The organism is Clostridium sp. D53t1_180928_C8 (genome assembly GCF_015667795.1).
Classification (GTDB): domain Bacteria; phylum Bacillota; class Clostridia; order Clostridiales; family Clostridiaceae; genus Clostridium.
On the sequence record NZ_JADPEL010000029.1, the window covers coordinates 12,883 to 39,599 of the forward strand.

Annotated in this window: 26 protein-coding genes; 11 read left to right on the top strand and 15 right to left on the bottom strand. The window is 26.2% G+C overall.

Going from position 1 to position 26,717, the window contains the following annotated elements; all coding sequences use genetic code 11:
* The first annotated feature begins 76 nt into the window (after window positions 1–76).
* The gene (locus tag I4V51_RS14580) at window positions 77–790 is read left to right on the top strand and encodes an HAD family hydrolase (RefSeq protein ID WP_195989164.1); all 714 of its coding nucleotides are present in this window, start codon (window positions 77–79) and stop codon (window positions 788–790) included.
* A gap of 236 nt (window positions 791–1,026) precedes the next feature.
* On the opposite strand, the gene I4V51_RS14585 is transcribed toward I4V51_RS14580, so the two are convergent.
* From I4V51_RS14585 to I4V51_RS14620, 8 genes are all read right to left on the bottom strand, one after another.
* Window positions 1,027–2,307: an MFS transporter gene (locus I4V51_RS14585; protein WP_195989165.1), complete on the bottom strand. Its 1,281-nt coding sequence runs from the start codon at window positions 2,305–2,307 to the stop codon at window positions 1,027–1,029.
* Window positions 2,308–2,317: 10 nt separating this feature from the next.
* Entirely contained in the window at window positions 2,318–3,619 is a 1,302-nt protein-coding gene (locus I4V51_RS14590; protein WP_195989166.1) for an ectonucleotide pyrophosphatase/phosphodiesterase, read from the bottom strand.
* A 143-nt stretch (window positions 3,620–3,762) separates the two neighbouring features.
* Window positions 3,763–5,190, bottom strand: coding sequence for a HAMP domain-containing sensor histidine kinase (locus tag I4V51_RS14595; RefSeq protein ID WP_195989167.1), 1,428 nt, complete (start codon window positions 5,188–5,190; stop codon window positions 3,763–3,765).
* Between the two features lie 4 nt (window positions 5,191–5,194).
* A complete protein-coding gene (locus I4V51_RS14600) occupies window positions 5,195–5,878 on the bottom strand; it encodes a response regulator transcription factor (RefSeq protein WP_195989168.1) in 684 nt (227 codons plus the stop codon).
* Window positions 5,879–5,944: 66 nt separating this feature from the next.
* On the bottom strand, window positions 5,945–7,300 hold the full coding sequence (locus I4V51_RS14605) for a hypothetical protein (RefSeq protein WP_195989169.1): 1,356 nt from the start codon (window positions 7,298–7,300) through the stop codon (window positions 5,945–5,947).
* A complete protein-coding gene (locus I4V51_RS14610; protein WP_195989170.1) occupies window positions 7,297–7,491 on the bottom strand; it encodes a hypothetical protein in 195 nt (64 codons plus the stop codon). Before I4V51_RS14610 ends, I4V51_RS14605 begins: the two co-directional genes overlap by 4 nt.
* A gap of 161 nt (window positions 7,492–7,652) precedes the next feature.
* Entirely contained in the window at window positions 7,653–8,492 is an 840-nt protein-coding gene (locus I4V51_RS14615; protein WP_195989171.1) for a S1-like domain-containing RNA-binding protein, read from the bottom strand.
* An 8-nt stretch (window positions 8,493–8,500) separates the two neighbouring features.
* A complete protein-coding gene (locus I4V51_RS14620; protein ID WP_195989187.1) occupies window positions 8,501–9,004 on the bottom strand; it encodes a gamma carbonic anhydrase family protein in 504 nt (167 codons plus the stop codon).
* A 135-nt stretch (window positions 9,005–9,139) separates the two neighbouring features.
* Between I4V51_RS14620 and I4V51_RS14625 the strand changes: the two genes are divergently transcribed.
* Window positions 9,140–10,174, top strand: a complete 1,035-nt coding sequence (locus I4V51_RS14625) for a CehA/McbA family metallohydrolase (protein WP_195989172.1) — start codon at window positions 9,140–9,142, stop codon at window positions 10,172–10,174.
* Between the two features lie 163 nt (window positions 10,175–10,337).
* Here the strand turns inward: I4V51_RS14625 and I4V51_RS14630 are convergent, their stop codons facing one another.
* Window positions 10,338–10,697, bottom strand: a complete 360-nt coding sequence (locus I4V51_RS14630; RefSeq protein ID WP_195989173.1) for a hypothetical protein — start codon at window positions 10,695–10,697, stop codon at window positions 10,338–10,340.
* 203 nt (window positions 10,698–10,900) lie between these two features.
* Here I4V51_RS14630 and I4V51_RS14635 point away from each other — a divergent pair, with 203 nt between their 5' ends.
* Both I4V51_RS14635 and I4V51_RS14640 read left to right on the top strand, forming a co-directional pair.
* Window positions 10,901–11,368, top strand: a complete 468-nt coding sequence (locus tag I4V51_RS14635; RefSeq protein ID WP_133014714.1) for an Lrp/AsnC ligand binding domain-containing protein — start codon at window positions 10,901–10,903, stop codon at window positions 11,366–11,368.
* Window positions 11,369–11,463: 95 nt separating this feature from the next.
* Entirely contained in the window at window positions 11,464–11,664 is a 201-nt protein-coding gene (locus tag I4V51_RS14640; RefSeq protein WP_195989174.1) for a DUF378 domain-containing protein, read from the top strand.
* Between the two features lie 47 nt (window positions 11,665–11,711).
* Here I4V51_RS14640 and I4V51_RS14645 read toward each other — a convergent pair whose 3' ends face one another.
* Window positions 11,712–13,454, bottom strand: coding sequence for a phosphoenolpyruvate carboxykinase (locus tag I4V51_RS14645; protein WP_195989175.1), 1,743 nt, complete (start codon window positions 13,452–13,454; stop codon window positions 11,712–11,714).
* Between the two features lie 180 nt (window positions 13,455–13,634).
* Between I4V51_RS14645 and I4V51_RS14650 the strand changes: the two genes are divergently transcribed.
* Window positions 13,635–14,510: a ComEC/Rec2 family competence protein gene (locus I4V51_RS14650; protein WP_195989176.1), complete on the top strand. Its 876-nt coding sequence runs from the start codon at window positions 13,635–13,637 to the stop codon at window positions 14,508–14,510.
* A gap of 86 nt (window positions 14,511–14,596) precedes the next feature.
* Here the strand turns inward: I4V51_RS14650 and I4V51_RS14655 are convergent, their stop codons facing one another.
* Window positions 14,597–15,409 carry a ribonuclease H-like domain-containing protein gene (locus tag I4V51_RS14655; RefSeq protein ID WP_195989177.1) on the bottom strand — a complete coding sequence of 271 codons (813 nt, stop codon included), beginning with the start codon at window positions 15,407–15,409 and terminating at the stop codon, window positions 14,597–14,599.
* 227 nt (window positions 15,410–15,636) lie between these two features.
* On the opposite strand from I4V51_RS14655, the gene I4V51_RS14660 reads away from it, so the two are divergent.
* From I4V51_RS14660 to I4V51_RS14670, 3 genes are read left to right on the top strand one after another with little or no spacing between them, the layout of a single operon-like run.
* Window positions 15,637–15,858, top strand: coding sequence for a ferrous iron transport protein A (locus tag I4V51_RS14660; RefSeq protein ID WP_195989178.1), 222 nt, complete (start codon window positions 15,637–15,639; stop codon window positions 15,856–15,858).
* Between the two features lie 24 nt (window positions 15,859–15,882).
* Window positions 15,883–17,640 carry a ferrous iron transport protein B gene (gene feoB, locus I4V51_RS14665; protein ID WP_195989179.1) on the top strand — a complete coding sequence of 586 codons (1,758 nt, stop codon included), beginning with the start codon at window positions 15,883–15,885 and terminating at the stop codon, window positions 17,638–17,640.
* Between the two features lie 28 nt (window positions 17,641–17,668).
* Window positions 17,669–17,800, top strand: a complete 132-nt coding sequence (locus tag I4V51_RS14670; RefSeq protein ID WP_207745980.1) for a FeoB-associated Cys-rich membrane protein — start codon at window positions 17,669–17,671, stop codon at window positions 17,798–17,800.
* Between the two features lie 36 nt (window positions 17,801–17,836).
* Here the strand turns inward: I4V51_RS14670 and I4V51_RS14675 are convergent, their stop codons facing one another.
* Both I4V51_RS14675 and argS read right to left on the bottom strand, forming a co-directional pair.
* Window positions 17,837–18,937: an AI-2E family transporter gene (locus tag I4V51_RS14675; protein ID WP_195989180.1), complete on the bottom strand. Its 1,101-nt coding sequence runs from the start codon at window positions 18,935–18,937 to the stop codon at window positions 17,837–17,839.
* Between the two features lie 122 nt (window positions 18,938–19,059).
* The gene (gene argS, locus I4V51_RS14680) at window positions 19,060–20,751 is read right to left on the bottom strand and encodes an arginine--tRNA ligase (protein ID WP_195989181.1); all 1,692 of its coding nucleotides are present in this window, start codon (window positions 20,749–20,751) and stop codon (window positions 19,060–19,062) included.
* A 138-nt stretch (window positions 20,752–20,889) separates the two neighbouring features.
* Between argS and I4V51_RS14685 the strand changes: the two genes are divergently transcribed.
* Complete coding sequence (locus tag I4V51_RS14685; RefSeq protein ID WP_195989182.1) at window positions 20,890–22,407, top strand: Ppx/GppA family phosphatase; 1,518 nt, start codon at window positions 20,890–20,892, stop codon at window positions 22,405–22,407.
* Between the two features lie 14 nt (window positions 22,408–22,421).
* Here the strand turns inward: I4V51_RS14685 and I4V51_RS14690 are convergent, their stop codons facing one another.
* The gene (locus tag I4V51_RS14690; protein WP_195989183.1) at window positions 22,422–23,069 is read right to left on the bottom strand and encodes a site-2 protease family protein; all 648 of its coding nucleotides are present in this window, start codon (window positions 23,067–23,069) and stop codon (window positions 22,422–22,424) included.
* Window positions 23,070–23,196: 127 nt separating this feature from the next.
* Entirely contained in the window at window positions 23,197–24,600 is a 1,404-nt protein-coding gene (locus tag I4V51_RS14695) for an LCP family protein (RefSeq protein ID WP_195989184.1), read from the bottom strand.
* A 443-nt stretch (window positions 24,601–25,043) separates the two neighbouring features.
* On the opposite strand from I4V51_RS14695, the gene rocF reads away from it, so the two are divergent.
* Both rocF and I4V51_RS14705 read left to right on the top strand, forming a co-directional pair.
* Window positions 25,044–25,943 (top strand): arginase, encoded by a 900-nt coding sequence (gene rocF / locus I4V51_RS14700; RefSeq protein WP_195989185.1) that lies wholly within the window; start codon window positions 25,044–25,046, stop codon window positions 25,941–25,943.
* Window positions 25,944–26,059: 116 nt separating this feature from the next.
* Window positions 26,060–26,686, top strand: coding sequence for a 3'-5' exonuclease (locus I4V51_RS14705; RefSeq protein WP_195989186.1), 627 nt, complete (start codon window positions 26,060–26,062; stop codon window positions 26,684–26,686).
* Window positions 26,687–26,717: the final 31 nt, after the last annotated feature.

The window sequence follows — 26,717 nt, forward strand, 5'->3', positions numbered from 1 at the left end:
GTACAAACCTCCTATTTCATTTTTATAATCATAATGTTATAATAAAAAAAAATTTTATAAACCATAAGGAGAATTTATGTATACTAATTATATTTTTGATTTATATGGAACACTTGTTGATATTAATACAGATGAAGAAAGTATAGAATTTTGGTCCAAGCTATCTTTATTCTATTCTTTTAAAGGCGCTATATACGATGCTACTGAACTTAAGGACTCATATAAAGCCTTAGTTAATCTAACTTTATCTAATTTAGATAATACATCTTATCCTGACTTTCCACTTGAATCTATCTTTTCTACACTTTATACAAATAAAGGAGTTATACCTTCTAATGATCTAATAACTGATACTGCTCATCTTTTCAGAACTTTATCTATAAAATATATAAAATTATATGACAATGTACTTGAACTATTAGAATTATTAAAGAAAAAAGGTAAGAAAATTTATTTACTATCTAATGCACAGAGGATATTTACTCTTTATGAAATGAAATTATTAGGAATTGAAAAATATTTTGATGATATTTTCTTTTCTGCTGATTATAAAGTATGTAAACCAGATATGAAATTTTATAATACTCTAATAAATAAACATAATTTAGATGTAAAAAATAGTATTATGATTGGTAATGACTACCTATGCGATATTGAAGGTGCTTCAAAAGTTGGTTTAGATTCTTTATATCTACATTCAAATCTTTCACCTGAAATTAAAGGAGAACTTAAAAGCACATATTCAATTATGGATTTCGAACTAACTAAAATCTACGAACTTATAAAATAAATTGCGAACTACAGCGAGAACGAAAAATGTAATATTACTTTTCCGGTAAGCGGTGAAATTTTCGCCTTGAATTTATATAATTGATTCCGTAAAACTAGCGTTAAGCAGCTAAGGCGACCATTAGGAGCTTCGAAGCTTTAGCTAGTTTTATGGAAATAATAATATAAATTCTTAACGAAATTATATTACTTAATGGAGGTTATATCATTAATTTTCGGCATCACGGCATTTAAACTTTAGTTGGCACTTTTATTGTCTTCAACTACTATTTTCTTATCTAAGTCCGGAACCCTAATCATAATAAGCCCACCAATAATGAATAATATTATTAAGCTTATAATTCCGTTATTGGTCTTTCCTGTCATTTGAGTTACAACTCCAACTAAGAATGGTCCTAAAACTGCTGCAAATTTTCCAAAAATACTATAAAATCCAAAATACTCTGCCGATTTCTCCTTTGGAACAAGTTTTGCAAAATATGATCTTGAAATAGCTTGTATACCACCTTGCGCTGATCCAACTAACATTGCTAGTATCCAAAAATCTACTGTAGTTTTAATAAAATACCCATAACAGCAAATTAATGCATATGTTACTATTCCAAATAATATTAACTTTTTACCACCATACTTTTCTGAAAGCTTTCCATAAATAATTGTAAAAGGGAAAGCAACAAATTGTGTTAAAAGTAATATTACAAGTAATGCTGTCATTGATATTCCTAAATCTGTTCCATATGAAGTTGCCATACCAATTATAGTATGTACACCATCTATATAAAAGAAATATGCAGTTAAAAATAACAATATAGCTCTATCCTTCTTTATATTTTTTAATGTATTAAGTAAATCCTTAAAAGAGTTTTTTATTATATGGCTTTGCTTTTCAACATAATATTTTTGATTAACATTCTTTAATAAAGGAATTGTAAATCCTCCCCACCATAAAGCAGTAATTAAAAATGTAATTTTACATGCTAATGGCACACTTATTTGTATAATTCCATTTTGAGATAATAGAACTACAACAATACAAATAATAAAAGGAATAGTGCTACCTATATATCCCATACCATATCCCATAGAAGATACGTAATCCATTCTATCTTCAGTAGTAACATCTACTAAAAAAGCATCATAAAAAACATTTGCTCCACAGAAGCCTATTGTACTTAAAGTATATACTATCAATAAAAATACTGGTTCATCTGCAGGTACAAATATCAAAAACATTGTAGAAACTAATCCTAATATAAAAAATAAATTAAATAGCCTCTTCTTATTTCCTTTATAGTCAGCAATATTTCCTAATATAGGTGCAATCATAGCTACTATAAATGTTGCTATAGATATAGTATAGCCCCACAGTGCTGTAGAAGTTGATGACTTCATCCCTCCTTGTTCTGCAACCATTTTAAAATATATAGGTAATATAGTTGAAGTAATTGTCATTGAATATGCAGAATTTGCCCAGTCATATAAAATCCAACTCTTTTCACCTTTACTTATTTTCCCCATCCGCTTCCCCCTAAATATTTAATATTCTTTCTTCTACCTCTCCATCCATCTTATCTAACTTCAAGTCCATAAGTTTAGCTATTGTTGGTCCATGATTTATTAATTTTCCACTTTCTAATACTATCCCTCTTTTTATACCCTTACCTACAGCAATAAAAAATGTTTTATAATTTTTTCTACATGGTAAATATCCATGTGCTCCTTTTATTTTATGCTTTATTTTGCACTCATCAATATCTGATACTTCTTCTATAGTTTCACCTATAATTTCATCTATAAAATAGTAGCCTTCCCTTGCCTCTACCATGAAATCAGCTTCAGTATCCGCTCCTAAATCACTTATATCTTTTTCTTCGTAAATTTCTTCTATAGGACTATCTACCTCACTTTTTAATTCATTAAGTAATTCTTTTATTTTTCTTTTAGTATCATTATCATTTTTATCTTTCAAATAAATATATGAACTTCCATCACAGCTTTTTGCCACTGCCTTATAACTTTTTATTTTATTATTTTTAAGCTTTATAATATTATTTTTGTATAATATTGAGTTCAATTTAACAGCACTTTTAACATCTAACTGTGAATGATCCCCTAATGCTATTATTGTTGAATCATTATAAATTCCTGTAAATTTTAATACTTCTATTATTTCACCTAATCTTTTATCATGCCTTTCTAAAGCTTTAATAACCTTACTACTTTTAGTTCCGTAGTTATGCTTTTGACTATCTACATCTACTAAATGTAACAATAATAAATTAGGCTTCTTCTCTCTAATTGTTTTTTTTGCTACCTCAACTGCAAAATTATCTAAATAAGGTTGCTGAATACCATTTCTTAAATATCCAAATCTTTTATTCATCTTAATTTGATAAATTAAACTTCCTGCCATTGCTGATTTTAAAATTTGATTATCATAATTCCTAGTGCAACAAATTTCTGGCATATTATAAGTGATTTTACTTCTTCCACTTACAGGCCATAAAATAGAACATGTTTTTAACCCCTGTTTTTCTGCTACATCATAAATTGTGTCTCCTTTAATTGACTTGCTATACCAATACCAATTAGGATCATCATGTTTAAGATCTATAACCGTATTATTTATAATTCCATGATTTTTAGGATACCTTCCTGTTACAATAGTTGCATGTGCAGGATATGTTAAAGAAGGATAAATGCTATCAACATTTTTAATTAATGCACCTTCTTTTATAATTTTTGAGAAATTAGGTAGCTTTCTCAACACCTCTAGATCTTCACAAGAAACAGCATCAAAAGATATTACTATCATATATTTATTTTTCATTAAGCCCTCCAAATATAAATCTACTAATATATTATTATATTTATATTTATTTTAAGTTAATTTTTTGTAAATTTTTACCTCACATTTATATCTTAACATCTTTTCTCTATATATTGCACATAAAAATAATTCCTAAAACCAATTTAATCGATTTTAGGAATTATTAACTTAAACTCTATAATATTTGCTTCTATACTATATTCTATTTCAGAACTATTCTCCTCAGCTAATTTATTGCATATATAAAGTCCTAACCCCGAGCTGGTTATACCTTCTTTTTCTAATATACTATCATCACTATGTTTAACGAATGGCTCTAATAGACTTCCCCTTATTTTTTCTGGTATATTATAAATTTCATTTGTAATTTTAAAAACACTCTTATTTTCCTCACAATATACATCTATATTTATATAGTCTCCAGCATTATATTTAATTGCATTATCTAAAAGATTAATTAATATAGTATTAATTTCTTCTTTATTACATTTTACTTTTGCACTTTGTATATTATATTTTACCTTAATATTAGATTTAAGTAATCTAACATTAATATCTCTTATTTTTTTACTACTTATCTCTGCTAAATCAAATTCTTCTTTAATTAAGCTTTTCTTTACTTCTCCTCTAGAAATTTCAAGAATATTCTTCACCAATGAATTTAATTTATTGCTTTCCTTAAGCATTCTTTCTAATGCTCTATTTCTAAATTCCTCATCCATTTCTAAAATATTTTCACCGTATAATAATTGTGCATAACCGCTTATAGCTGTTATTGGTGTTTTAAGCTCATGAGTAGCATTGTTAAAGAATTCCCTACTTTTATTCCTTTCTTCTATTATAATTTCCATCTGATCCTTTATTTCATTTTTCATAAAATTAAAATTAGTTGCCAAAACTGAAACTTCATCTTTACCTTCAATTTTAACATCTTCCAGTACTTCTCCCTTTCCAAAGGTTTCAATTGCATCTGATAATTTATTTAAAGGGTTAGTAAACTTTTTAACAATAGCACCTATTGCAATTATAAGCATTATTAAAATAACAAATTGTCCAACAAAGATAGTTGTTAATATTTTTATATTTTCTCTATATTCATTAAAATAATCCTTTTGAACAATAATATTTCCATAATAACTTTCCTCAATATATATTGGATAATTATAAGTAGCAATATAAGATTTATCTATCTTTGTAATCATAAGCAAAGATTTTTTATTTTGACTTTTTTTTAAAATTGAATTTACCTTTTTTTCATTTATTAAATTCCCTCTACTTTTTACGATTTTATTATCCTCTAAAGCTATGGCAATATATTCACCAAACATATTATATAATCCATCAACAATATTCTTTGCTCCCTCTTCTAACTCTAATTCACTTCCACTAACATCACCTTGAAGAATAGAAAAGTTTCTTGCCATAAACCTTATAGTTTCCATATTAGACTGTATAGATTTTTCTAAGTTATTATTTATTATAATATAAATATAAATACTAAGAAAAACATTTAATATTCCAACTATAAGAATTGACCATAATGTAACTTTTCCTCTAATAGTATTAAGCATTTTATTACCTCATTACATAACCAACACCAAATACCGTTTCTAGTACTGTGCTGTTTTTCTCCTCCCCAAGTTTAGATCTTATCCTTCTAATATGAACATCAACAGTTCTTAAATCACCATCATATTCATCTCCCCACACCTTGTCCAATAATTCTTCTCTTGAAAATACTATATTTTTATTTCTATATAAAAAACTTAGTAAGTCAAACTCCTTCTTTTTTAATTCAATTTCAATTCCATCTTTATATACTTTTCTATCATTTAAATTTATATATAATCCTTTATCTAAAATTTCCTGGGTAATATTAGACATAATATTATTATTTTTGCTAACTCTTCTAAATATGCTTTTTATTCTTGCTGTTACTTCTCTAATTTCAAAAGGCTTTGTAATATAATCATCTGCTCCTATTTCAATACCGAGAATTTTATCTATAACATCATTTCTCGCTGTTAACATTATTACAAATGCTTTATTACAAATTTCCCTACATATTTGAAATCCATCTTTATCTGGAAGCATAATATCTAAAAGAACTAAATCCGGCTTAAATATTTCAATAATATTTATTGCATCTTGTCCTTTATATACCCCTCTTACCTCATATCCTTCTTTTCTTAATGCAAATGTTAATATATCATTTATTGAAATTTCATCTTCAACTACTAATATTCTCTTTTTCTCCATATAACCAATTAGTCCCCCACTCCAATGAAAATTACTATCTTAAAATAATTTTATCATATAAATTTATCATTCAATATCTAAATAAAATAATTCATGCTTCACTTTACCATTATCATCAAAATATTGAATAAGCATTCTTTTTTCTTCATCATCAAATACAACAATCCACGGATAATTCTTAAATTCATATACGTATTCTATTTTATTATCTTTTACTTTTCCTAAAAGCACCTTAGTTATAATACCTTCATCATTACATTCTTTAAGTATTAAATACTTATTTGAATTAGTGTTTGATATATAATTGAACTCTTCATCTTCATTAAAAACATTAATCTTTTTACTTTCTATATCAAATAACATAGTATTCTTTTCCTTTTGAATAACATCTACTGAATAATTATTTTTATTTTCTATTTCACTAGTATCTATTTCTTCAGTAATAAATGTACCTAATAGAATACTATTGCCTAGTACTTTACTAAACCAAGTTTCAGTCACTCTTTCTCCTAAATCAATTGTATATAAATGATTTATACTATATTTATCACCATATATTTGTATTTCATAAATTTCATTTTCTTTTTCTCCACCAAAAGCATAAAACTTATTATTATTTTTTGAATACATTACTTTTGTAATCAAAGGAAATTTCCCGCTATAATTATCCTCTAATGTTATTGCTTTATCTTCTTCATAGTCATATAAAACCATTGCTGTAGAATAACTTTTGAAATTACTTGTATCAAACTTTCCATATAAATTTCTATAAGAAAACTCTAACTTTTCATCATTCTCATCATAAATAAAATTTGCTACTACTCTATAAAAATAATTATCACTTCCTACAACCGAATAGTATTGATCACTTTTCCATGCTTTTTCATTACCATAATATTTTCTATCAATATACTCAGCATAATACCCATCTCCAATAGAATTATCCTTATCTTCTGTTACTCTAACTTTTTCCGGATTACTTAAAAACTCAATTTTTACTTTTGGAAGTTCCTTTACTTCTCCAGTTACACTATCTTTAATGAGATATGTTGAACCAGAATTTTTAATATTACTAGTTAAAGTTCTTCTATTTTTCTCTCCACTATTACTATAAACCTCCCACATTTCTATTTCCCTTACTTTAACCAATCCTTCTTCTTTTGAGTAATATACAATATAGTTTTCTTCATTATCTATATCCTTAGATTGTAAAACACCATAAATCTTATCTTCATAAAAAAAACGTGGTTCAAATTTAAATCCTTCTTCTACTTCTATATCTATATTTTCACTTTTTATTTTTTTAGAATTCTTAATTTCCTCCATTAACACATTATCGTCTACTACTATTGTCTTATCCTGTTCTATACATCCAATAAAAGTAACTATAACTAATAATAAAACATATATAATCTTTCTCATATACTCTCCCTTACTTTTTTAATTAAAGAATAAATACTAGCAATAACAATTCCAATTACCCCTCCTAATGCAAAGAAGAAATTAATATCATTAAAAATTATTCCAACTATAACACCAATCCCTACACCAAAAGCTATCCCTTTAGTTAAATACTCATAATCTTTTTCACTTAACATTAACTTTTTAAACATAATAACCTCTAATTCTTATACTTAATATAAATTAATTTTTCTAATTTAATAATACACCCTACTTATTACATAATATAATTTACTTGTTTCCAAATTGTTTCCTACAAAAAAAAGCTGTGGTATACCACAACTTTTAAAAATTTATTATTTTTAGTTTTATATTATAAAAGTCTGCTTCCTTCTTTGTCTTGAGTAATTTTACCAGCTTTCATAAGTCCACCTAAAGCCATCTTAAAGTAATTCTTACTAGTTCCAAAAACAGCTTTTATATCTTCTGGATTAGATTTATCGTTAAATTCCATAAATCCACCATTTTTTCTCATATAAGTTACTATTCTATCTTGAAGCTCATCTCTTTCACTTAATCTAGTTTTTCTTGGAGTTAATCCTATTACGCCATCTTCATAAAGTCTCTTAACTCTTAATTGCATTTCATAACCAGGATGAACTTCATTATAATATTCATTTGGTAATACTAACCCTCTATATTTAGCATCAATTGCAACATTTAAAGTTCCTGATGGAGTCTTTGAAAATACCATTGCAGTTACTTCATCTCCAACTTTAAAAGTACCTTCTTCAGCTATTTCTATATAGGGCTCTACTTCAGTAGTTGCTGCTAATCTTCCTGTTTTATCTACATATATGTAAAATAAATATTTCTTTCCTGTATGTAATTTATATCTTTGCTCTTTTAAAGGCACAAAAATATCTCTATCTAATCCAAAATCTATAAATGCGCCAAACTCTCCTTGATGAACTACCTTTAAATATGCTACATCACCTACTGTTGCTAAAGGCTTTTTAAAAGTAGCTATTGGTCTATCTTTAGAATCTCTATATATAAATACTTCTATTTCCTTACCAACTTCTACTCCCATCCCCTCTGCTAATGACTTTGGAAGTAGTACATCTTCCTTACTTTGTTTATCAACTAGGTAAAACCCAAAATCCTTTTCTCTATCTACTACTAACGTATTGTATTCTCCTATTCTTAACATATTTCCTCCTACTTTTTATATTTTTTACTTAATCTAACATAGTTATCTGCAGAATACTGAATACTTTCAATTTCTGCTTTTGTTAGTTCTCTTACAATCTTTGCTGGATTTCCTAAAATAAGAACTCCCCCTGGAAATTCTTTTCCTTGAGTAATTAAACTTCCTGCCCCTATAATAGTATTATTCCCAATTTTAGCATTATTTAATATTATTGACCCCATTCCAACAAGTACATTATCTGCAATATTACATCCATGTATTATTGCACCATGACCTATTGTTACATTGTTACCTATTATACATGGTGAATTACTATCAACATGTACAACTGAATTTTCTTGAATATTAGTATTTCTACCAATAATAATATTATTCATATCTCCTCTAAGCCTAGTTCCAAACCATATGTTTGCATTTTCTAAAACTTCAACTTTTCCTATTATATCAACACTTTCTGAAATATATGTATTTTCATCTATCTTTGGAGAAACTCCCTCAAATTCCATAACCATCATATTAGAACTCCCTTATTTTTTTATTTTACCATAAAAGTTTCACTTTATTTTATCACCCTTTATAATTATTGTCATTATTTTAATGTCTTTAATACTATATATTAATAGTGAATAATTTTAAGAGGCGAATTTGTGAGTAAAAGTAAAAGTAAACATAAAAACAAAGTAATCTTTGATCAGAATAAATTAAAATATTATTATGGCATTCCACATTGTCATTCAAGCTATTCAACCGGAAAAGGAACTCCTTTAGATTTATATGAATTTGCTATAAAATGTGGTCTAGATTTTCTATTTGTAACCGATCATAATGATTTTCTTGCGAATAAAACTATTGTTAAAGAACGTTCATTTACAAAATGGGAAGCAACAAATTATTTTTCTAACAAGATACGAAAAAACGAAGAGGATTTTTTACCAATTGTAGGATTTGAATGTAGAACTATTTCTTTTGGTGATTTTAATGTAATAAATCCTAGTAATTTTTTTACTGGGGCTGTAAAAGATTTAAGATTATTAACTTTATGGATGCTTAATAATCATCAAGCTTTTATAATCATTAATCATCCCCATAAAGAAATCGGTAAAATACAATATAATGAAGTTTTTAACAAAATTATTACATCCATAGAAGTATATAATGGTAATCCTGCAAGTAAATATACTAAACACGAAAAATACTATTATCAATTATTAGATAAAGGTTGGAAACTAGGTGCTGTTAATGGTCAGGATAATCATAGAATTAATTTTGATCAATCCGATAATTTAACAGCCTATATTGCAAATGATTTATCTAGAAATTCATTAATAGATGCTTTTAGAAGTCATAGAACTTATTCAACTGAATCACGATTTTTAAAATTACATTTTTCCATAGATGAAACCTTTATGGGAGATACCTTATCTATCTATTCTTCAAAAATAAAATTTTCTATTTTTACTGAAGATATTAGATATAAAATAAAAGAAATTCAAATAATATCAAATGGTGGTGCAATAATAAAAAAAATTGAAGATATTAATTTAAATAGTATTAAATATATATATGAACATCAAAGCTTAAATTCTGAAACCTGGTATGTAATCAGAATTCTCCAAGATGAAAACAAAACTGCAGTTAGTTCACCAATTTTTATTGTTCATTTAAATAATAACTACACCTAAAAACTGTTCACTTGAAGTTACATAAAGAATACAACTTTAAGTGAATAAAGTTGTTTCATTATTCATTAAAAATTAAAAGCGTTTAATTTTAAAATCCTCTTTATAGAAAATAATTTTAAAATTAAAACTTTTTCTATAAAGAGAACAGTTCAAATTAAACGCTTTATTTTTTATTGTTTTCTGCATTATTTAAATGCTTTACTCTATTTGGCTTAGCCTTAGGTCTAATTTCAATTTTCTTTTCTTTCTTTTTAGGTCCACCAGTTGTTTGAATATCCATAAACCATAAAAAGAAAGTTACTGTTAATATAGTTAATACAAAAGATACCCACCACATAACATTTCCACCTAAAATCATAGGCATACATATTTGTAAGATAAATAATGCTATAGCTATACCTAATGGTATATACTTATTAATTATTACTTTTGAAAACACATATTTTCTACCTAAAATCATTATTCCAAATACTATAGCTAATAAAACTACAAAGTAAAGTAGTGTGAATAAAAAATTCCCCATTAATCGTTCTCCTTCCTATAATCTCTACTATATATATTACTGTCAATTTAACATATTTTCAACCCAGTTTTATTTCCATTTATTGATAATTTGTTAATTTTTTTATTATTTTATATAATAACTTTTATTTTATGCTTCATTTTTCATATAAAATTTGATAAAATATATTAAAGATATTATAAATTTATTAAAGGGGTGTTATTATGGGTTTAAACCAAGCCTATCAACTTGATGAATTAGATCTTCAAATTTTAGATATATTAATTAAAGATTGTAGAACTCCATATTTAGAAATTGCAAGACTTTGCCATGTTAGTGGTGGTACAATTCATGTGCGTATGAAAAAAATGGAAGAACTAGGGATAATAAAAGGAACTAAAATTCTTTTAAATCTTCCTAAGTTAGGTTATGATGTTTGTTGTTTCGTAGGAATATATATTGATAAAACTTCATCTTTTTCAGAGGTTTTTGAGGAAATGTCAAAAATTAAAGAGGTTGTTGAATTACACTTAACTACTGGTGACTATTCTGTATTTGCTAAAGTTATTTGTAAAAACATAAGTGATCTTCAAGATATACTATTGAACAAAATAAATGTTATTTCTGGAATTCAAAGAACTGATACTATTATATCTTTAAATCAACCTATCGATAGAAATATATCGATTTAATTAATAATTAAATTGATATATGTTATTACTATGAATATAAATTGCTCCTTTGGAAAAAATAACTATGTTATTAAAAACCAAAGGAGTTGTTTTTTATGAAGATAATAGATACAATAGCACTAATACTTATTATAATTGGAGCCGTAAATTGGGGATTAGTAGGTTTTTTTGAATTTGATCTTGTTGCTGCAATATTTGGTGATATGAGTACATTTGCTAGAATTGTTTATGCTATCATTGGTATTGCTGGATTATACTCAATATCCTTTTTTGCAAAAGATAAATTTTTACAATAATAAAAAAGAGATTTGTAATTCATAAGATGCAAATCTCTTTTTTATCTCTATAATTCTTTAATAATATTAAACAACTCTATAGCGGCTTCCTTCGGCCCTTTTTGTTCTCTTCCTTTAACACCAAGGCAAGTTTTTATTTGACCTACTTTTACATTTGTATCAAACATAGTTTTAAAATATTTATCTATTAATACATCAGTGGCTTCTTGTTTCTGAGCTGGTCCAAAAGGATTTGCAAAATAACTTTCAACTAACCCTTTTTCAGTTGTAGTTCCCTTTGCCATTCTTGGTCCTGATTTAAATAATTTAATAGCTTCCTCTGAATTAGAAAAATACTCTATAGCTTTATCATTTTCCCCTATTTCAGTAAAATTATTAGCATATAGGAATAAATCTATTTTATATCCTTTAATTATTTCACTATATGGTGCTATAGGCATTACTAATCTAGCATTAATTTTATCTGGGTTCATAAATATACTTCTATCTATTTCTCTAAATGCATATCCTTGTGCTAAATCATCTAATCTAACAAATGCCCCTATCTCTGTACCATATCCATATATCTCACCATTAATTTCCTTAAAGGTTCCCATATCATCAAAAATAATACTCATATTACTTATATATTCTTCACTTAAAGTTCTAAATGCCTCTAAGCTTTCAGACTTTCCTGCTCCACTATCTCCCATTATTACTACATTAGCTTCTTTACCATTTTTCATTTGAACATTAACCATCGCACCATGTATAGGTAAATACCCTCTTTTTATCATTATTAAATTATGCAAGGTTAATATCATCTTCTTCATATATCCAAAATAATCTATCTCTTCTGAATAATTTATATATCCAAGCATTATATCATTTTCTTCATCATCATAAAATACTGTTTTTAACTCTTCCCTATCATTTATTCCAAAAACATAAACAATATCAGGGCGTCTTCCCCTACATTCTTCTCGTTTAGCCATTTCAAATAAATTACATAAAGTTATTCCATGATTCATAAAATCTCTATGGAAATATATATATGCTATTAACTCTCCAACCTTAGCTGGATAGCAGAACCAATGCTCCTTATTTATATGAGCATATTTTAAAGGATTATCATATACCTCTGAAAACATTCCATTTCTTGTATTCTTTTTAGGATATGTTATAAATGGTGGCTCTAATAAAATGCAGTCTATAAAATTAATATCTTCTAAAGCTTCATATCCATTAGGTATTGGCCACAATAATTTATTTATCATAATACTACAATTTCCACCAGCAGTTATCTGTCTAAAAACTTGTGGATTTCTTCCTAATACATTCTGCTCAATTTTTCTATAAAATCTTAAAATCAATTTTTCAAAAGCTGAATTTGCTTCTGTAAAATTCATAGCTGCTAAACCTTGACTAACCTTATCATTTTGAATAACTGTATATCTTTCCAATCTTCTCCAAAACAAATAAAAATCTTCTATTACATTGATAAACTCTTCCCTATTAGTTAAAAGTTCACTATATTTCGGATTTAATTCAACAACTTCTTTTACATCTATTATTGTTAACCATTTGAAAATTTTAGTAATATCTTCTCTTAAACTTGGTAGATCAGTAGTATTTAAAGCTTTAATTAGATATCTATATGATAATGTTCTTTTCTTCTCTGACTTCTTTAAATAGACACTTAAAACTCTCCTAAACCCCTCACTCTCTAATAAGCCTTCAAAATTAGTACAATATCTAGCTGAAAAGTTCATCAAAACTTTATCGTTGCTTATTGAAAATTCCTTCTTCATCTTTCTCCTCCTAACATTTTATTTTTTCTCACGCTTTATGGTATATTATACAATTATATCATATTATTCCATATATTTCATTCAATTTACTTGTTAAATATTTATAAACTAAAGATTTACAACATTAATATTGGTCAATAATTAAAAATATCCATATTTTTCGCTTAGGAGTTTTTATTTATGAAATTTTTTAAATATAATAATCATAGATTATTCAAATTAATTATTCCTCTTTTTATAATTATTCTTTCTTTATTTCTTTATCAAACAAATGATACTAATAATTATAAAAATCAAATGTCTGTCCATTATATAAATGTTGGTCAAGGAGATTGCATTTTAATTCAAGTTAATAATAAAAATTTACTTATTGATTCTGGTCCATCTAGTAGTAGAAAAAATTTATTAGATTATTTAGAAAACTTAAGTATAAAAAAATTAGATTATATAATTGCAACACACCCTCATGAAGATCATATTGGTAATATGGATACCATTATAAGAAGGTATAATATCGGAAGTTTTTACTCCCCAAAAGTTACTCACTCTTCAACTACTTTTGAAAATATGATTAGTTCTTTAGTTGATAAAAATCTTAAAATAAATATTTTAAATAATGGTGTAACTGGGATAGACCTAGGAGAAAAGACTTCAGTATCTGTATATTCACCATTAGAAAACCTATATAGTGACAATTTAAATGATTATTCTCCTATTATAAAAATTACGTTTCTAAATAACTCATTTTTATTTACAGGAGATGCTGAAATATCCACTGAAAATACTGTATTATCTCAAAATCTGAACTTAAAATGTGATATTTTAAAGGTAGGTCATCATGGGTCTTCTACATCTACATCCCATGATTTTATTGCTGCAGTAAATCCTTCTGTTGCCATTATATCAGTTGGTGAAAATAACTCTTATGGTCATCCAACTACTGAAACACTATCACGTCTTAAATCTTTAAATATTAAAACTATTAGAACAGATATTAATGGCTCAATAATTGCTATTTCTGATGGAAATAATATAAATATATACAATATTAAATAAATTCCTATAAATGATAGATGCGCCTAAATATTTAGGCGCATCTATCATTTAAGGATATTATCCTTAAAACAATGTAAACTTGTAATTTAATCTACAATATAATCTTCTGAATTTTCTATTTCACTTAATTCTTCTTTTACTACTTCTTCCTTATTATTCGCTATCTCTTTATCAGTATTTAATTCTTCCTCAACCTTTTCTATATTTTCTTCTATATTTTCTTCTTTATTATCTTCAATTTCTTCTTCATCTTGAATTTGTATATATTCTTTCCAAGTAATAAAAATCTTATATAAATTTACAACATCTTGTTCATTATATAATAATATAGTTTCTATTTTCTCCTTTGGCATTCTTTCAATATATTCTTTATCCTTTAATACTTTATGAAATGTTTTAGCTAAATTAGAACCACTAATAACATCACCTTCTCTATATATATTAAAAACCTTTTCTAAGTTTTTAAGACCTATAGATGTATTCATATTTCTCTCATACTCTTTTTGTATATCTAACGATTTGAATTCTTTATCAAAATCAAAATAAATATTATACTTATTGAACAAATATTTTATTACGGTAAAATCGTTATTCCCCGAAAAGGTGACTATAACCTTTTTCCCCATCTTTTTCATATTAATAAAATATTTTTTTGCAAGAATAAGTATTTCAACTACTTCACTTTTATTTTCTATCATATATTGAGTTACATGTATTTTTTTGTCAATTCTATTATATATACACGCACCAAATACCCCTATACATTTAGGTTTTTTATAAACATAATGTTCTAAATCAAAAAATATAATCTCTTCAGGCTTACATAACACCTCCTTACCTTCTAAAATTCTTTCAATATTATATTCTTCCACATCAACAAGATTTTCTCGAATAATCACACTATCACTCTTTCTTACATTATTTATCTCCTGTGTTAAAATTATTATATCTATATCTTTTTATTATATCATGTTATTAATATAGTGAATACCATTTATATTTCTTAGTTTTGAAATATGTAACAAATCTGTTTTTAATATTATGCTTCTATTGACCAAGCCCTACTTTTTTGGTATTATGTATGTATGAAAAATTTGATAATGATTTTCAATTAGAGGTGATATTGATGTGTATTTGCGATTTAAAACTTGGCGAAAAAGCTAAGATATATGAAATAAATGGAAATAATAAACTTACCAAAAGACTTTATGCTTTAGGTCTTATTCAAGGAACTGAAATAGAATTAAAAAGAGTTGCTCCTTTAGGTGATCCTTTAGTAGTTAACCTAAGAGGCTTTGATTTAGCTATTCGTAAAAAAGATGCTAAAAATATTATTTTAACAGCTTAATTATAAAAATAAGGGGATGACAACATGAAAAATGTAGCTTTACTTGGTAATCCCAACGTTGGAAAAACTACATTATTTAATAGTTTAACTGGTTCTAATCAAAGAGTTGGTAACTGGGCAGGAGTAACTGTAGATAAAAAGGAAGGATTTTTTGATGATTTTAAAATAGTAGACTTACCTGGTATATATGCTATGGATACTTTCTCAAATGAAGAAAAAGTCTCAAAAGAGTTTTTAAAAAATGGACAAGTAGATTTAATTTTAAATATTATAGATGCTTCTAACATTGATAGAAATTTATATTTAACTATGCAACTGAAGCAATTTAAAAAACCTATTATTTTAGCTGTCAACATGATAGATGTAGCTGAAAAAAAAGGAATAAATATTAATTATAAAGAGTTAGAAAAACTTCTAAACGTTACTGTTGTTCCTATCCAAGCTTCTAAAGAACAAGGTATAGATGACATAAAAAACGCTTTAAAAAATATCGATATTACTAAAATCGATAATGATGATTATAATTTTTCTTGTGAAAAGGAAACTTATGCTTACATAGAAAACCTATTAAATAAATGTACTATAAAAAATAATAAATCTAAAAAGACTGTAAAAGAAAAACTAGATAATATAATGCTAAATCCATGGCTTGCTTATCCTATTTTCTTTGCAATTATGGCTTTAACATTCCAAGTAACATTTGCTTGGATAGGACAACCACTTTCTGATTTATTAGATTCATTATTAAATGACTCACTAGTACCTATAATTGAAAATTTACTACACGGAACTGCACCTTGGTTCCAATCACTTATCATAGATGGTATTATCGGTGGAGTTGGTGGAATATTAGTATTACTACCTATAATTTTATCACTTTTCGCATGTATAACTATTTTAGAAGATAGTGGTTACATGGCAAGAGTTGCTTTTATAATGGATAAAATTATGAGAAAGATGGGCTTATCAGGGAAAGCTTTTATTCCTATGATTGTTGGTTTCGGTTGTTCTGCACCTGCAATTATGACCGCTAGAACTCTAGAAAGTGAAAAGGATAGAAAGTTGACTGCTTTATTAGTTCCTTTAATGAGTTGCAATGCTAGATTACCTGTTTATAGTATATTTGCTGCTGTATTTTTCCCTAACAGTATTGGTTTAGTTGTTGCTTCACTTTACTTCTTGGGTATACTATTAGCATTTATATTAGGTGTAATCTTTAAACATACAATATTTAAAAACGAAGAAGAACCTTTACTTATAGAATTACCTGAATATAAATTACCTTCACTAAAAAATCTTTTAAATCAGTTATATGCGAAAACAAAAGGATTTTTAGTAAAAGCTGGTACATTAATTTTTGCAATGAGTATAATTTTATGGTTCTTATCAAACTTTAATTTTTCTGGAATGACAGATGTTAATAATAGTATACTAGCCTCTATAGGTGGCTTTATTGCTCCAATATTTAAGCCTTTAGGTTTTGGAAATTGGCAATCTTCAGTATCATTATTAACAGGATTAATTGCTAAGGAAACTGTTGTTTCTTCAATGAGTGTAATATTTGCTGGTGACTTACAAACAATGCTTCCTCTTCATTTCACTGCACTGTCAGCATTATCATTCTTAGTATTTATTTTACTTTATACACCTTGCATCACAGTTGTTGGTACTATGAAAAAGGAATTTGGATCCAAATTAACCTTATTCTCTGTAACTTATCAACTAGTTTTAGCTTGGATAGTTTCATTCTTAGTATTTAACATAGGTTCATTATTTATTTAGAACGTTTTTATAAAGAAGGTGAATTTATTTGGAAATTTTTATTACAGCCTTATTAGTTATTGCTGCTGGATATATATTATTTAAAAATATAAAAAAATCTTCAAAGGATGGTTGCAACTGTTCAGGTTGTTCATCACACTGCTCGAAGTATAAAAAATAAGAACTGCAAATTTTGCAGTTCTTATTTTTTAATTAATTAAATTATGACCTTATTTTTCACTAAAAGTTTTTTGTAATATATTTTAATTGTTGCTGCTGTTGGTGATGCCAATAACATTCCTATAGGTCCAAAAAAACCTCCTCCTATAACAACTGCATATATAATCCAAAATGGCCTTACCCCAACTTTATTTCCTATAAGCTTAGGATCTAAATACCATCCATCGAACATCTGTAATGAAAACAATGTTAAAAATACAATTATCCCTTTCATAGGTGATACAAATATATTTATTAACAAACCTATTATCTCACCTATAAAAGGTCCAAAATAAGGTATCATATTAGTTATTCCTACTAATATGGATAGTAATATTGCATATTCGGATTTTACTATATTTAATAATATAAAAGCTAATACTCCTATTATCATAGAATCAATAGCTTTTATTCCTATATATGTTACTATCATAGAATTATAAATCTTAACAAATTCAATTATCTTATTGCTTTTTTCTTCTTTTAAAACTAAATACATCATCCTTTTACATTCACATAACAATCGTTCTCTATCCATAAGAATATATATAGCTACTAATAACCCAATAATAAACTTTAAAATTATCGATGATAAACTTACCATCTTCATTACTGAACCTTCTAAAGCGGACATAGCTATTTCTCCAGCTTTGTATATATATGTATCAACATTAACTTTAATACCTGTTGTTTTCATAAAACTACTTAATTCTTCTTGGTCTAATACATCATTAACAAACCCCTCAACAGAATTTATGTAATTAGGAATATCACTTCCTATTTCCTTTATATTTTCTATTAATCCTGGTATTCCATATAATCCACATATAGTTATTCCACCAATTAAAATAGCATAAGTTAAAGCTATAGCTACCCCCCTATTTAGTTTTGCTTTTAACTCAAACATCTTTACAATTGGAGTTAAAATATAAGCAATTACTATTCCATAAATAAATGCCATAGATAATGAAATAAATTTTTTGATTAAATTAATAAATAAATCAATATTATCTATCAACTTAAATGCTAGTAGTGCTACTATAATAGTAATTAATACAGCTATTATTAAGCCTCTATATTTATTATTTTTTAAAAACAAACACTTTTCACCCCATTTTTTGTCACATATTATATTAATTATAGCAAAAATACTATAAATTATATATTAAGATTTCATTATATTTTAATAAAAATCAATTGTTATATACTTAGTATTAAGCATTATATATTTTCTACTACTTCAACCCCTATTAAATCTAAAGCATTCTTAATAACTTTGCATGTAGCTTCAACTAAAACTAGTCTTGCCTTCATTAAATCTTTATCCTCTAAACTTAATATTAAATGCGAACTATAAAATTTATTTAATTCTTTTGTAACTTCAATTACATATTTTATTATTACAGATGGATCTAATTTCTCTACTGCTATATGAATTATAGAATTAAAATTTTCCAACCTCTTAACTAATTCAAATTCATCTTGAGAATTTAATTTATTAAAATTAGTATTTTTACTTATCTCTATATCATTGGATAATATAAATCTTGCACTATTATATACATTTTGGACATATAAAATTCTTTCACCTTCAATTAAAAGCTTTTTATTAAAATTAAATACAATATTTTTTTCTCTTGAGTCATTTAAAATAGTAAAGATTACTTCTCCTATAGCTAACTTTTTAATAATTTCTTTCTTATTTTCTAATGTTGGATTTTTTTCATTTATAGCTTCCAAAATTATAGAACTAACTTGTTGTATCATATTCTTCCAAGTACTACTTTTATCATTTCTTATCAAGACACTTTTATCCGTAACTTTAATTAATCCAGCACCTACATATAGACAATCATTTTCCCATTCATAACCTGATAACTCCAAAACCTTAAATAACTGTTTAAAATATAATGATTTATTTATTCCACTAACATATATAGATTTATAAAAATCATATTTCTCTTTTTTATAGACAGCTGCTGTTAAATCTTTTATTATATCTATTTGTATATCATCAGATCTTAAAACAATCGCTGGAGGCATATTATACTTATGAAGCTTTATTACTTTTACCCCATAAATATCATCTAATAGATTCTTTTCTTTTAATTTATCGATTTCAACTTTAACCTTATTATTATAAAAAGACTCTTCTAAATTTGAATCAGTTCTTATACTAAAAGCATTATGTGCTTCTTTAAACTCTTTTAAACTTAAATATTTAAATCTATTCCATATGCTTATAGCTTTTATATTACCTTCTTCTAATGCTTTAAAATATTTTTTTCCTTCAATATTAATTAATATATCTTTTTCTGCCTCTTTCTTAAACTTATGATATATCCTTAATACTTCTCCCACCATATTCTTTTCTAGAGCTTCTTCATCTCCCCATCTAATATATGAATATATTAGATTACCAAGTTGTTGTTCCCAATCCTTTATGTGATTTATCACTTTAACATTATACCCTTCCTTTTCAAACAATTTAGAAAGGACGGTTGCTAGCACAGCGTGGCATAAATTCTCTACTCCAAATTCTTTACACATATTAGGTGATAAGTATTCAATACATATTGTTTTCCCTAATCCAATATCAGATTTTCCATAATTATCACCTTTAAATATTATTTCTTCTAAAGTATTTTTTATAAATATCTCCCTATTAATAAAAAAATTTAAATACGGTCCTATATTTTCTATTTTTTCAAACATATCACTTTTTATATTTGCTTGTAAATCCTTTGCTATTATATTAGGATCTCTTCTATTAATCTTAGCAACTTCAAAACATGGGAATGTATAATCTCCCATTTCTGAATTTGGTGGAATTTCTATTAATTTTTCTATAGTTTCTAACCCTATATCAAATTGACTCTTTATAGCTGCTGCAACCTGGCTTTTATAATTCATTATTTACCTCATCTTTATAATATTATTTAATAAATTATAAGTAAAAAAAATATTTTTTGTCAACAAACCTTTATTTTTGTGCTACTTTTATATATCATAATAATTATATTAAGTATTAATGATAGGAATGGTGTTTATATGATTAGAGTTGGTATAATTCATATAGGTTCTAGTAAAATTAGATTAATGTTAGCAGAAGTTGAAGATATTGGATATTTTAAGATTATAGATGAGCTTAAAACTCCTTTTAAAGTTTGTTATGAATTATCAAAAGAATGTGTCTTATGTAGTGAAAAGCTTAATTATATCTTATCTACTTTAAGAACCTATAAATCCCTTTGTGAAGCTTCAGGAACAAAAGAAATTTTTACAATTACAACTAGTTTTTTTAATGATATTAAAGATAGCGAGTCTATAATATCTATGATAAAACTAAATCTAAATTTAGATTTAAAAATTTTATCTCCGGAAGAAGAAATTAAATTTACAGCATTAAGCGTAAATAGAAGCTTAAATACAACTAATTCCCTTATAGTTGAAATAACAGGCACATCAACAAATTTAATATCTATGAAAAATAGAGAAATTGCTAACTGGATATGTCTACCTTTTGGTGGAATAAACTTAGCTTATACTTTCAATATTGCTGATAGAATATTAAATTCTAATTTAGATGAATCAATCTCTTTTTTAAGAGATAAATTAAATGATATATCTTGGTTAAACAATGAATTTGAATCTATAATTCTTGTAGGTGATTTTGCTAAAACAGTTGTTAAAATAGATAAATTTAAAACGCATTATCCTCTTGAATTAATTAATAATTATGAATTATCACCAGTTGGAATTCATGAAATCTATAATGTTATAAAATGTAAGGATTTAAAACTTAGACGTAAAGTTGAAGGAATGGATTTAGATATGGTAGATAGCATATTTAGCTGCTTACTTATATTTAATGAGATAGTTAAAGTAGCAGATCCTGATAGCATAAGAGTATCTAATAACTCAATTAGAGAAGGTCTACTTTATGATTACCTTTATAAGAATTATGATGTAATAGAGAACAATCTAGATTATAGCATTTATGGTATATTAAATTCTTTAAATTCAAATATACCTCATGCACAACATGTATACTTCTTATCTTCTATTTTATTTGATGAACTAAAACCAATTCATAGATTAGAAGATAAATACTTAAACATATTAAAAACTGGAGCTATGCTTCACGATTGTGGAATTAGTATTAACTATCAAAATCATCATAAACATTCATTATATATTATCTTAAACTCATTTATTAATGAACTTACGCATAAGGAACATCTAATGAGTGCTGCAATTGCTGCTTCTCATAGATTTAATAACTATCATTTACCTTTAGCTCAATTTTCTTACTTAATAAACAAATTAGATATTGATATAATTAATAAGATTGGTGCTCTTGTAAAAATAGCTGAAGGTTTAGATAGAAGTCTTGTAGGTGTTGTAAAAAAATTAAGAGTTTATTTTGATGATGAAAAAGTTGTTATTACTGTTTCATCTCCAAGTAATTTAGATGTAGAAATACATCAAGCATTGCGTGGAAGAGATTTCTTTAAAGAAATATATCACAGAGATTTATTTATAGAAAAGGAAAGGTGGCAAAATTAATTGCCACCTTTTTATTAGATTCCAAATATTAATCTTGCCAATGTCATAAAAGCATTATAAATAAAGTTTACAGGTATTGATAAAATACTTCCTCCAATTAATATAATTGCAATAAGTATTAAAAATTGATATTGATATATCTTATCTGAAACCTTATAAAATGTTTTTGGCCATAAATCCCTAAATATTTCAAAACCTGCTAATCCTGGTATAGGTAATAAGTTAAACACAAATAAACTTATATTTACTGTAGCGATAAGTCTTATCATATTAATTAATATAAAGAATATTGTATCTGATAAAATATTAGGTAAGAATTTATATGTAGCTACATATAGTATTGTGCCTAAAAAACCAACTAATAAATTAGCTAATGGTGCTGCAATAGAAACCTTTATTGCATCCTTATACCCTCTTTTATATGCACTTGGATTAGTATTTAATGGTTTAGTCCATCCAAACCCAGCTATTAAAATCATTAAAAATCCAACTAAATCAACATGAGCAGCTGGATTTAAAGTTAATCTACCTTGAAATCTTGGGGTTTTATCTCCTAACTTATCTGCAACTAAAGACTTAGCATATCCTTGTGCTGTAAATGCTATTAAAATAGCTGGAATTTTCAAAATATATCCCAGTAATTGTAATTTAAATGAGCCCATTATTTCACTCCCTTCCTCTATTCTTTTAATTATTATACCATATATTATGGTATATATTATCATATTAATAATAAATTCATAAAAAAAGGATGATATGAATCACCTTATTCATATCATCTTTTTAAGTTTAACGTGAAGGTACTATTACATTATTACCTGAAGATCCTTCCGGTGCTCCATTAGAACCATCACCTGCTCCTTGATCCGGTGCTGGCTCTGGATCTGGTACTGGCTCTGGATCTGGTTTTGGTTCTGGATCCGGTGTTGGTTCTGGTGTCGGTTCTGGTGTCGGTTCTGGTGTTGGTGTTGGTGTCGGTGTTGGTGTCGGTGTTGGTGTTGATGAACCTGAGTTATTTGAACCATTTTGACTTCCATTACCACTATTTTGATTTTCAGAATTATTATTAGATGGTGGAGTAACAATATCCTCACTATTATCTATATAATCTTCTGGATTAATATTATGTCTATCATTGTATTCTTCTGATTCTGATTTATAATCAGACATCGCTTGCTTAAATGAAGCATAATCATATTCACTTGAACTTGGAATAATTCCTTCGTATACAAATCTTTCTAAGAACTTAGCATTTTGTTCTCTATCCATTAAGAATACCCAACCTAAATTCTTATATAATCCTCCATCTGCCAATTCTGGAATTGGTATTTGAAGCTGTTTAATATCTAAACTTGGGAATTTATAAATAGTATATGCCATATTTAGAGCTTGTATTGGCTCAATATTTGTTTTTATATGTTCCAACATACTATTCATTATTCCTAAATACTTACTTGGTTTAGTTTCTTTTAACTTTTCAGCTACTTTTATTAAAACTTCTCTTTGTCTATCTGTTCTAGCATATTCATCTCCAACGCCTTTTCTTATTCTTGCATAAGATAAAGCTTGTTTTCCATTTAGAACTTGTAATCCTGCTTGTGTAACTGGACAATCATTTCCACCTGTAGATTCACCTATATATTTGTTTAATTCATCAAGCATATAATCCTCTACATTTAACTCTAGTCCACCCATTTGATTAATAATTGCTTCAAATCCCCAGAAATTAATAATTACATATTTATCAAGACTAATACCATATGTCTCTTTTATAGTTTGAATTAATAAATCTGGTCCTCCATATGCTAATGCAGCATTTAATTTTCCTTCACCATGTCCTGGAATATTAACTAAAGTATCTCTGAATAATGAAGTTAATCTTATTTGCTTATTATTATTATCTAATGTAGCAATAATAATAGAGTCAGCTCTTGATGCTTCATCTAATGTTCTTGCATCAGTTCCTATTAAAAGAACATTTGTTATTCCTTCAACTTCCTTATATTCGGTTTCTGATATGGTCTCAGAAGGACTTAATCCTGAATATATTTTACTTCTAATATACATATACCCTGATGCAAGAGTACATATTAATAAAGCAAAAACAATAAGTGTAGATATTATAACCTTCTTCTTAGTTGACCACCTTTTCTTATTAGAACGTTTTTTTCCTTTTCTTTTTGGTTCACTCATATCTGTGCCATCCCTTCAAAAATATTAATTTTTAATATTAAAAGTTAAATGTATGCATTATTATTTCAAATATAGTTTATGTAATTTAAATTTTATAATTATAAATTAACAAATATAATAATACCACATTTTACAGGAAAATTTAAATTTTTAAGAATATTTTTGTAATTTGTTAAAATTTTATATAATTATTGTAAATCTCCCATTATACAATAGCTATTTTTTTCTCATTTTATCATTTTTTCAACAAATTAACTTATTTTTATACTTTTATATTTGAACTGTAAACATCTTTTATAACATTTTGGATATACTATAAAAGAGAAAGTTATATTTAAAACTAATATTTTATTGAATAAAAGAGAATTTAATATTTACTTATATTATTTAAAGTATTATTATAAGTATTGTGCAAAATTTAGATAATTGATGGAGGTCTTTTTATGAATATAAGTATTATTGGAATGCCTCTTTTTTATGGTTGTGATAAACCTGGTGTAGAAAAGGGACCTGAAGAATTAAGAAAAAACAACCTTATAAATATTTTTGAAGAAAATCATACCGTTTATGATTTAGGAGATATTAAAGTTGAAAAAGTAAATGCTGAAGATAAATTCTTAAGCAATTCAAAATTAAAGTATTTAGATCAAGTTGTTTCAGCAAATAATGGACTAGCTGCTAAAGTTTTAAGCGCATTTGAGAACAATACTTTACCTTTTATTGTTGGTGGTGATCACTCCTTAGCTTTAGGATCAATTGCCGGTGCTAGTAAATTTTTAGGAAATGACTTAGCTGTAATTTGGATTGATGCCCATGGAGATATAAATACTCATGAAACCTCACCATCTGGCAATATTCATGGAATGCCATTAGCTGCATCAATGGGTGTAGGATATAAAAAGTTAACATCTATTTTCTTCGATAATTTTAAAGTAAAACCAGAAAATGTTTTTATTCTAGCTTGTCGTGATTTAGATGCTGGTGAAGTAGCTTTGATAGATGAATTAAATATTAATGTTTGGACAAATAAAGAAATAAATAATAAAGGTACTGAAGTAATTATTTCTGAATTATTATCATCACTAAAGCAAAAAAATATAAAAAACATTCACCTTTCTTATGATATAGACTGTTTAGACCCAGAATATGTTCCTGGTACTGGTACTCCAGTTCATAACGGATTATCTTTTACTCAAAGCAAAGAATTATTAATATCTATTTTAGGTACAAGCTTGGTAAAATCTATAGATTTTGTAGAATATAATCCTGATTTAGATAAAAATAATAAAACTAAAGAAACCTGTATAGAATTATTAAAGCTTATATCTAAGAAATTAAAGTAAAAAAAACACTTTTATATTAATATAAATTAATATAAAAGTGTTTTTTATTATTAATTTGTTTATTAATATAAGTTGTGATATTATAAAATGAATAAGTAAAATTTTTGGAGGAAAAGATGAAATTATTATTTTTCGATACTGAAACAACTAGTGTAAGACCTGGCCATATATGTCAGTTAAGTTATATAACAGTAGATACATCTACTAAGCCACAAACAACTATAGGAAAAAACTTTTTCTTTACTGTTGATGAAATGGATCCTGCTGCACAAGAAGTTCATGGATTTTCACTAGAAAAACTATATGAATTATCTGATGGGTTAGAGTTTTTAGAGCAAATTCAAGATTTTATGGGTGATTTTTTTGATGCTGACTTCGTTATTGGTCACAATGTTCAATTTGATGTTAAATTTTTAAAACATGAAGTTAATTCTTTATACGAAGCTGGAATGATAGATTCAACTTGGGAACCTAAAAAAACATTTTGTACCATGGCTTATTATAAAAATATATGTAAAATTCCTTCTCCAAATGGTAATGGAATTAAAAACCCAAAACTTTCTGAAACAATTAACTATTTAGGAATTACCGATGAAGCAATTGCTAAAAAAGCTGATGAATTATTCCAAGGTAGCGGAAATTATCATGATGCTAGATTTGATACTGCTGCGGTTTATCTTTTAGTTATTGAAGGTATGAAGAAAAAACTAATAAAACCTGGCTTTTTCTCAAGCCAACTTTAATTTTAATTATATTAGCAAGTAATACATATAT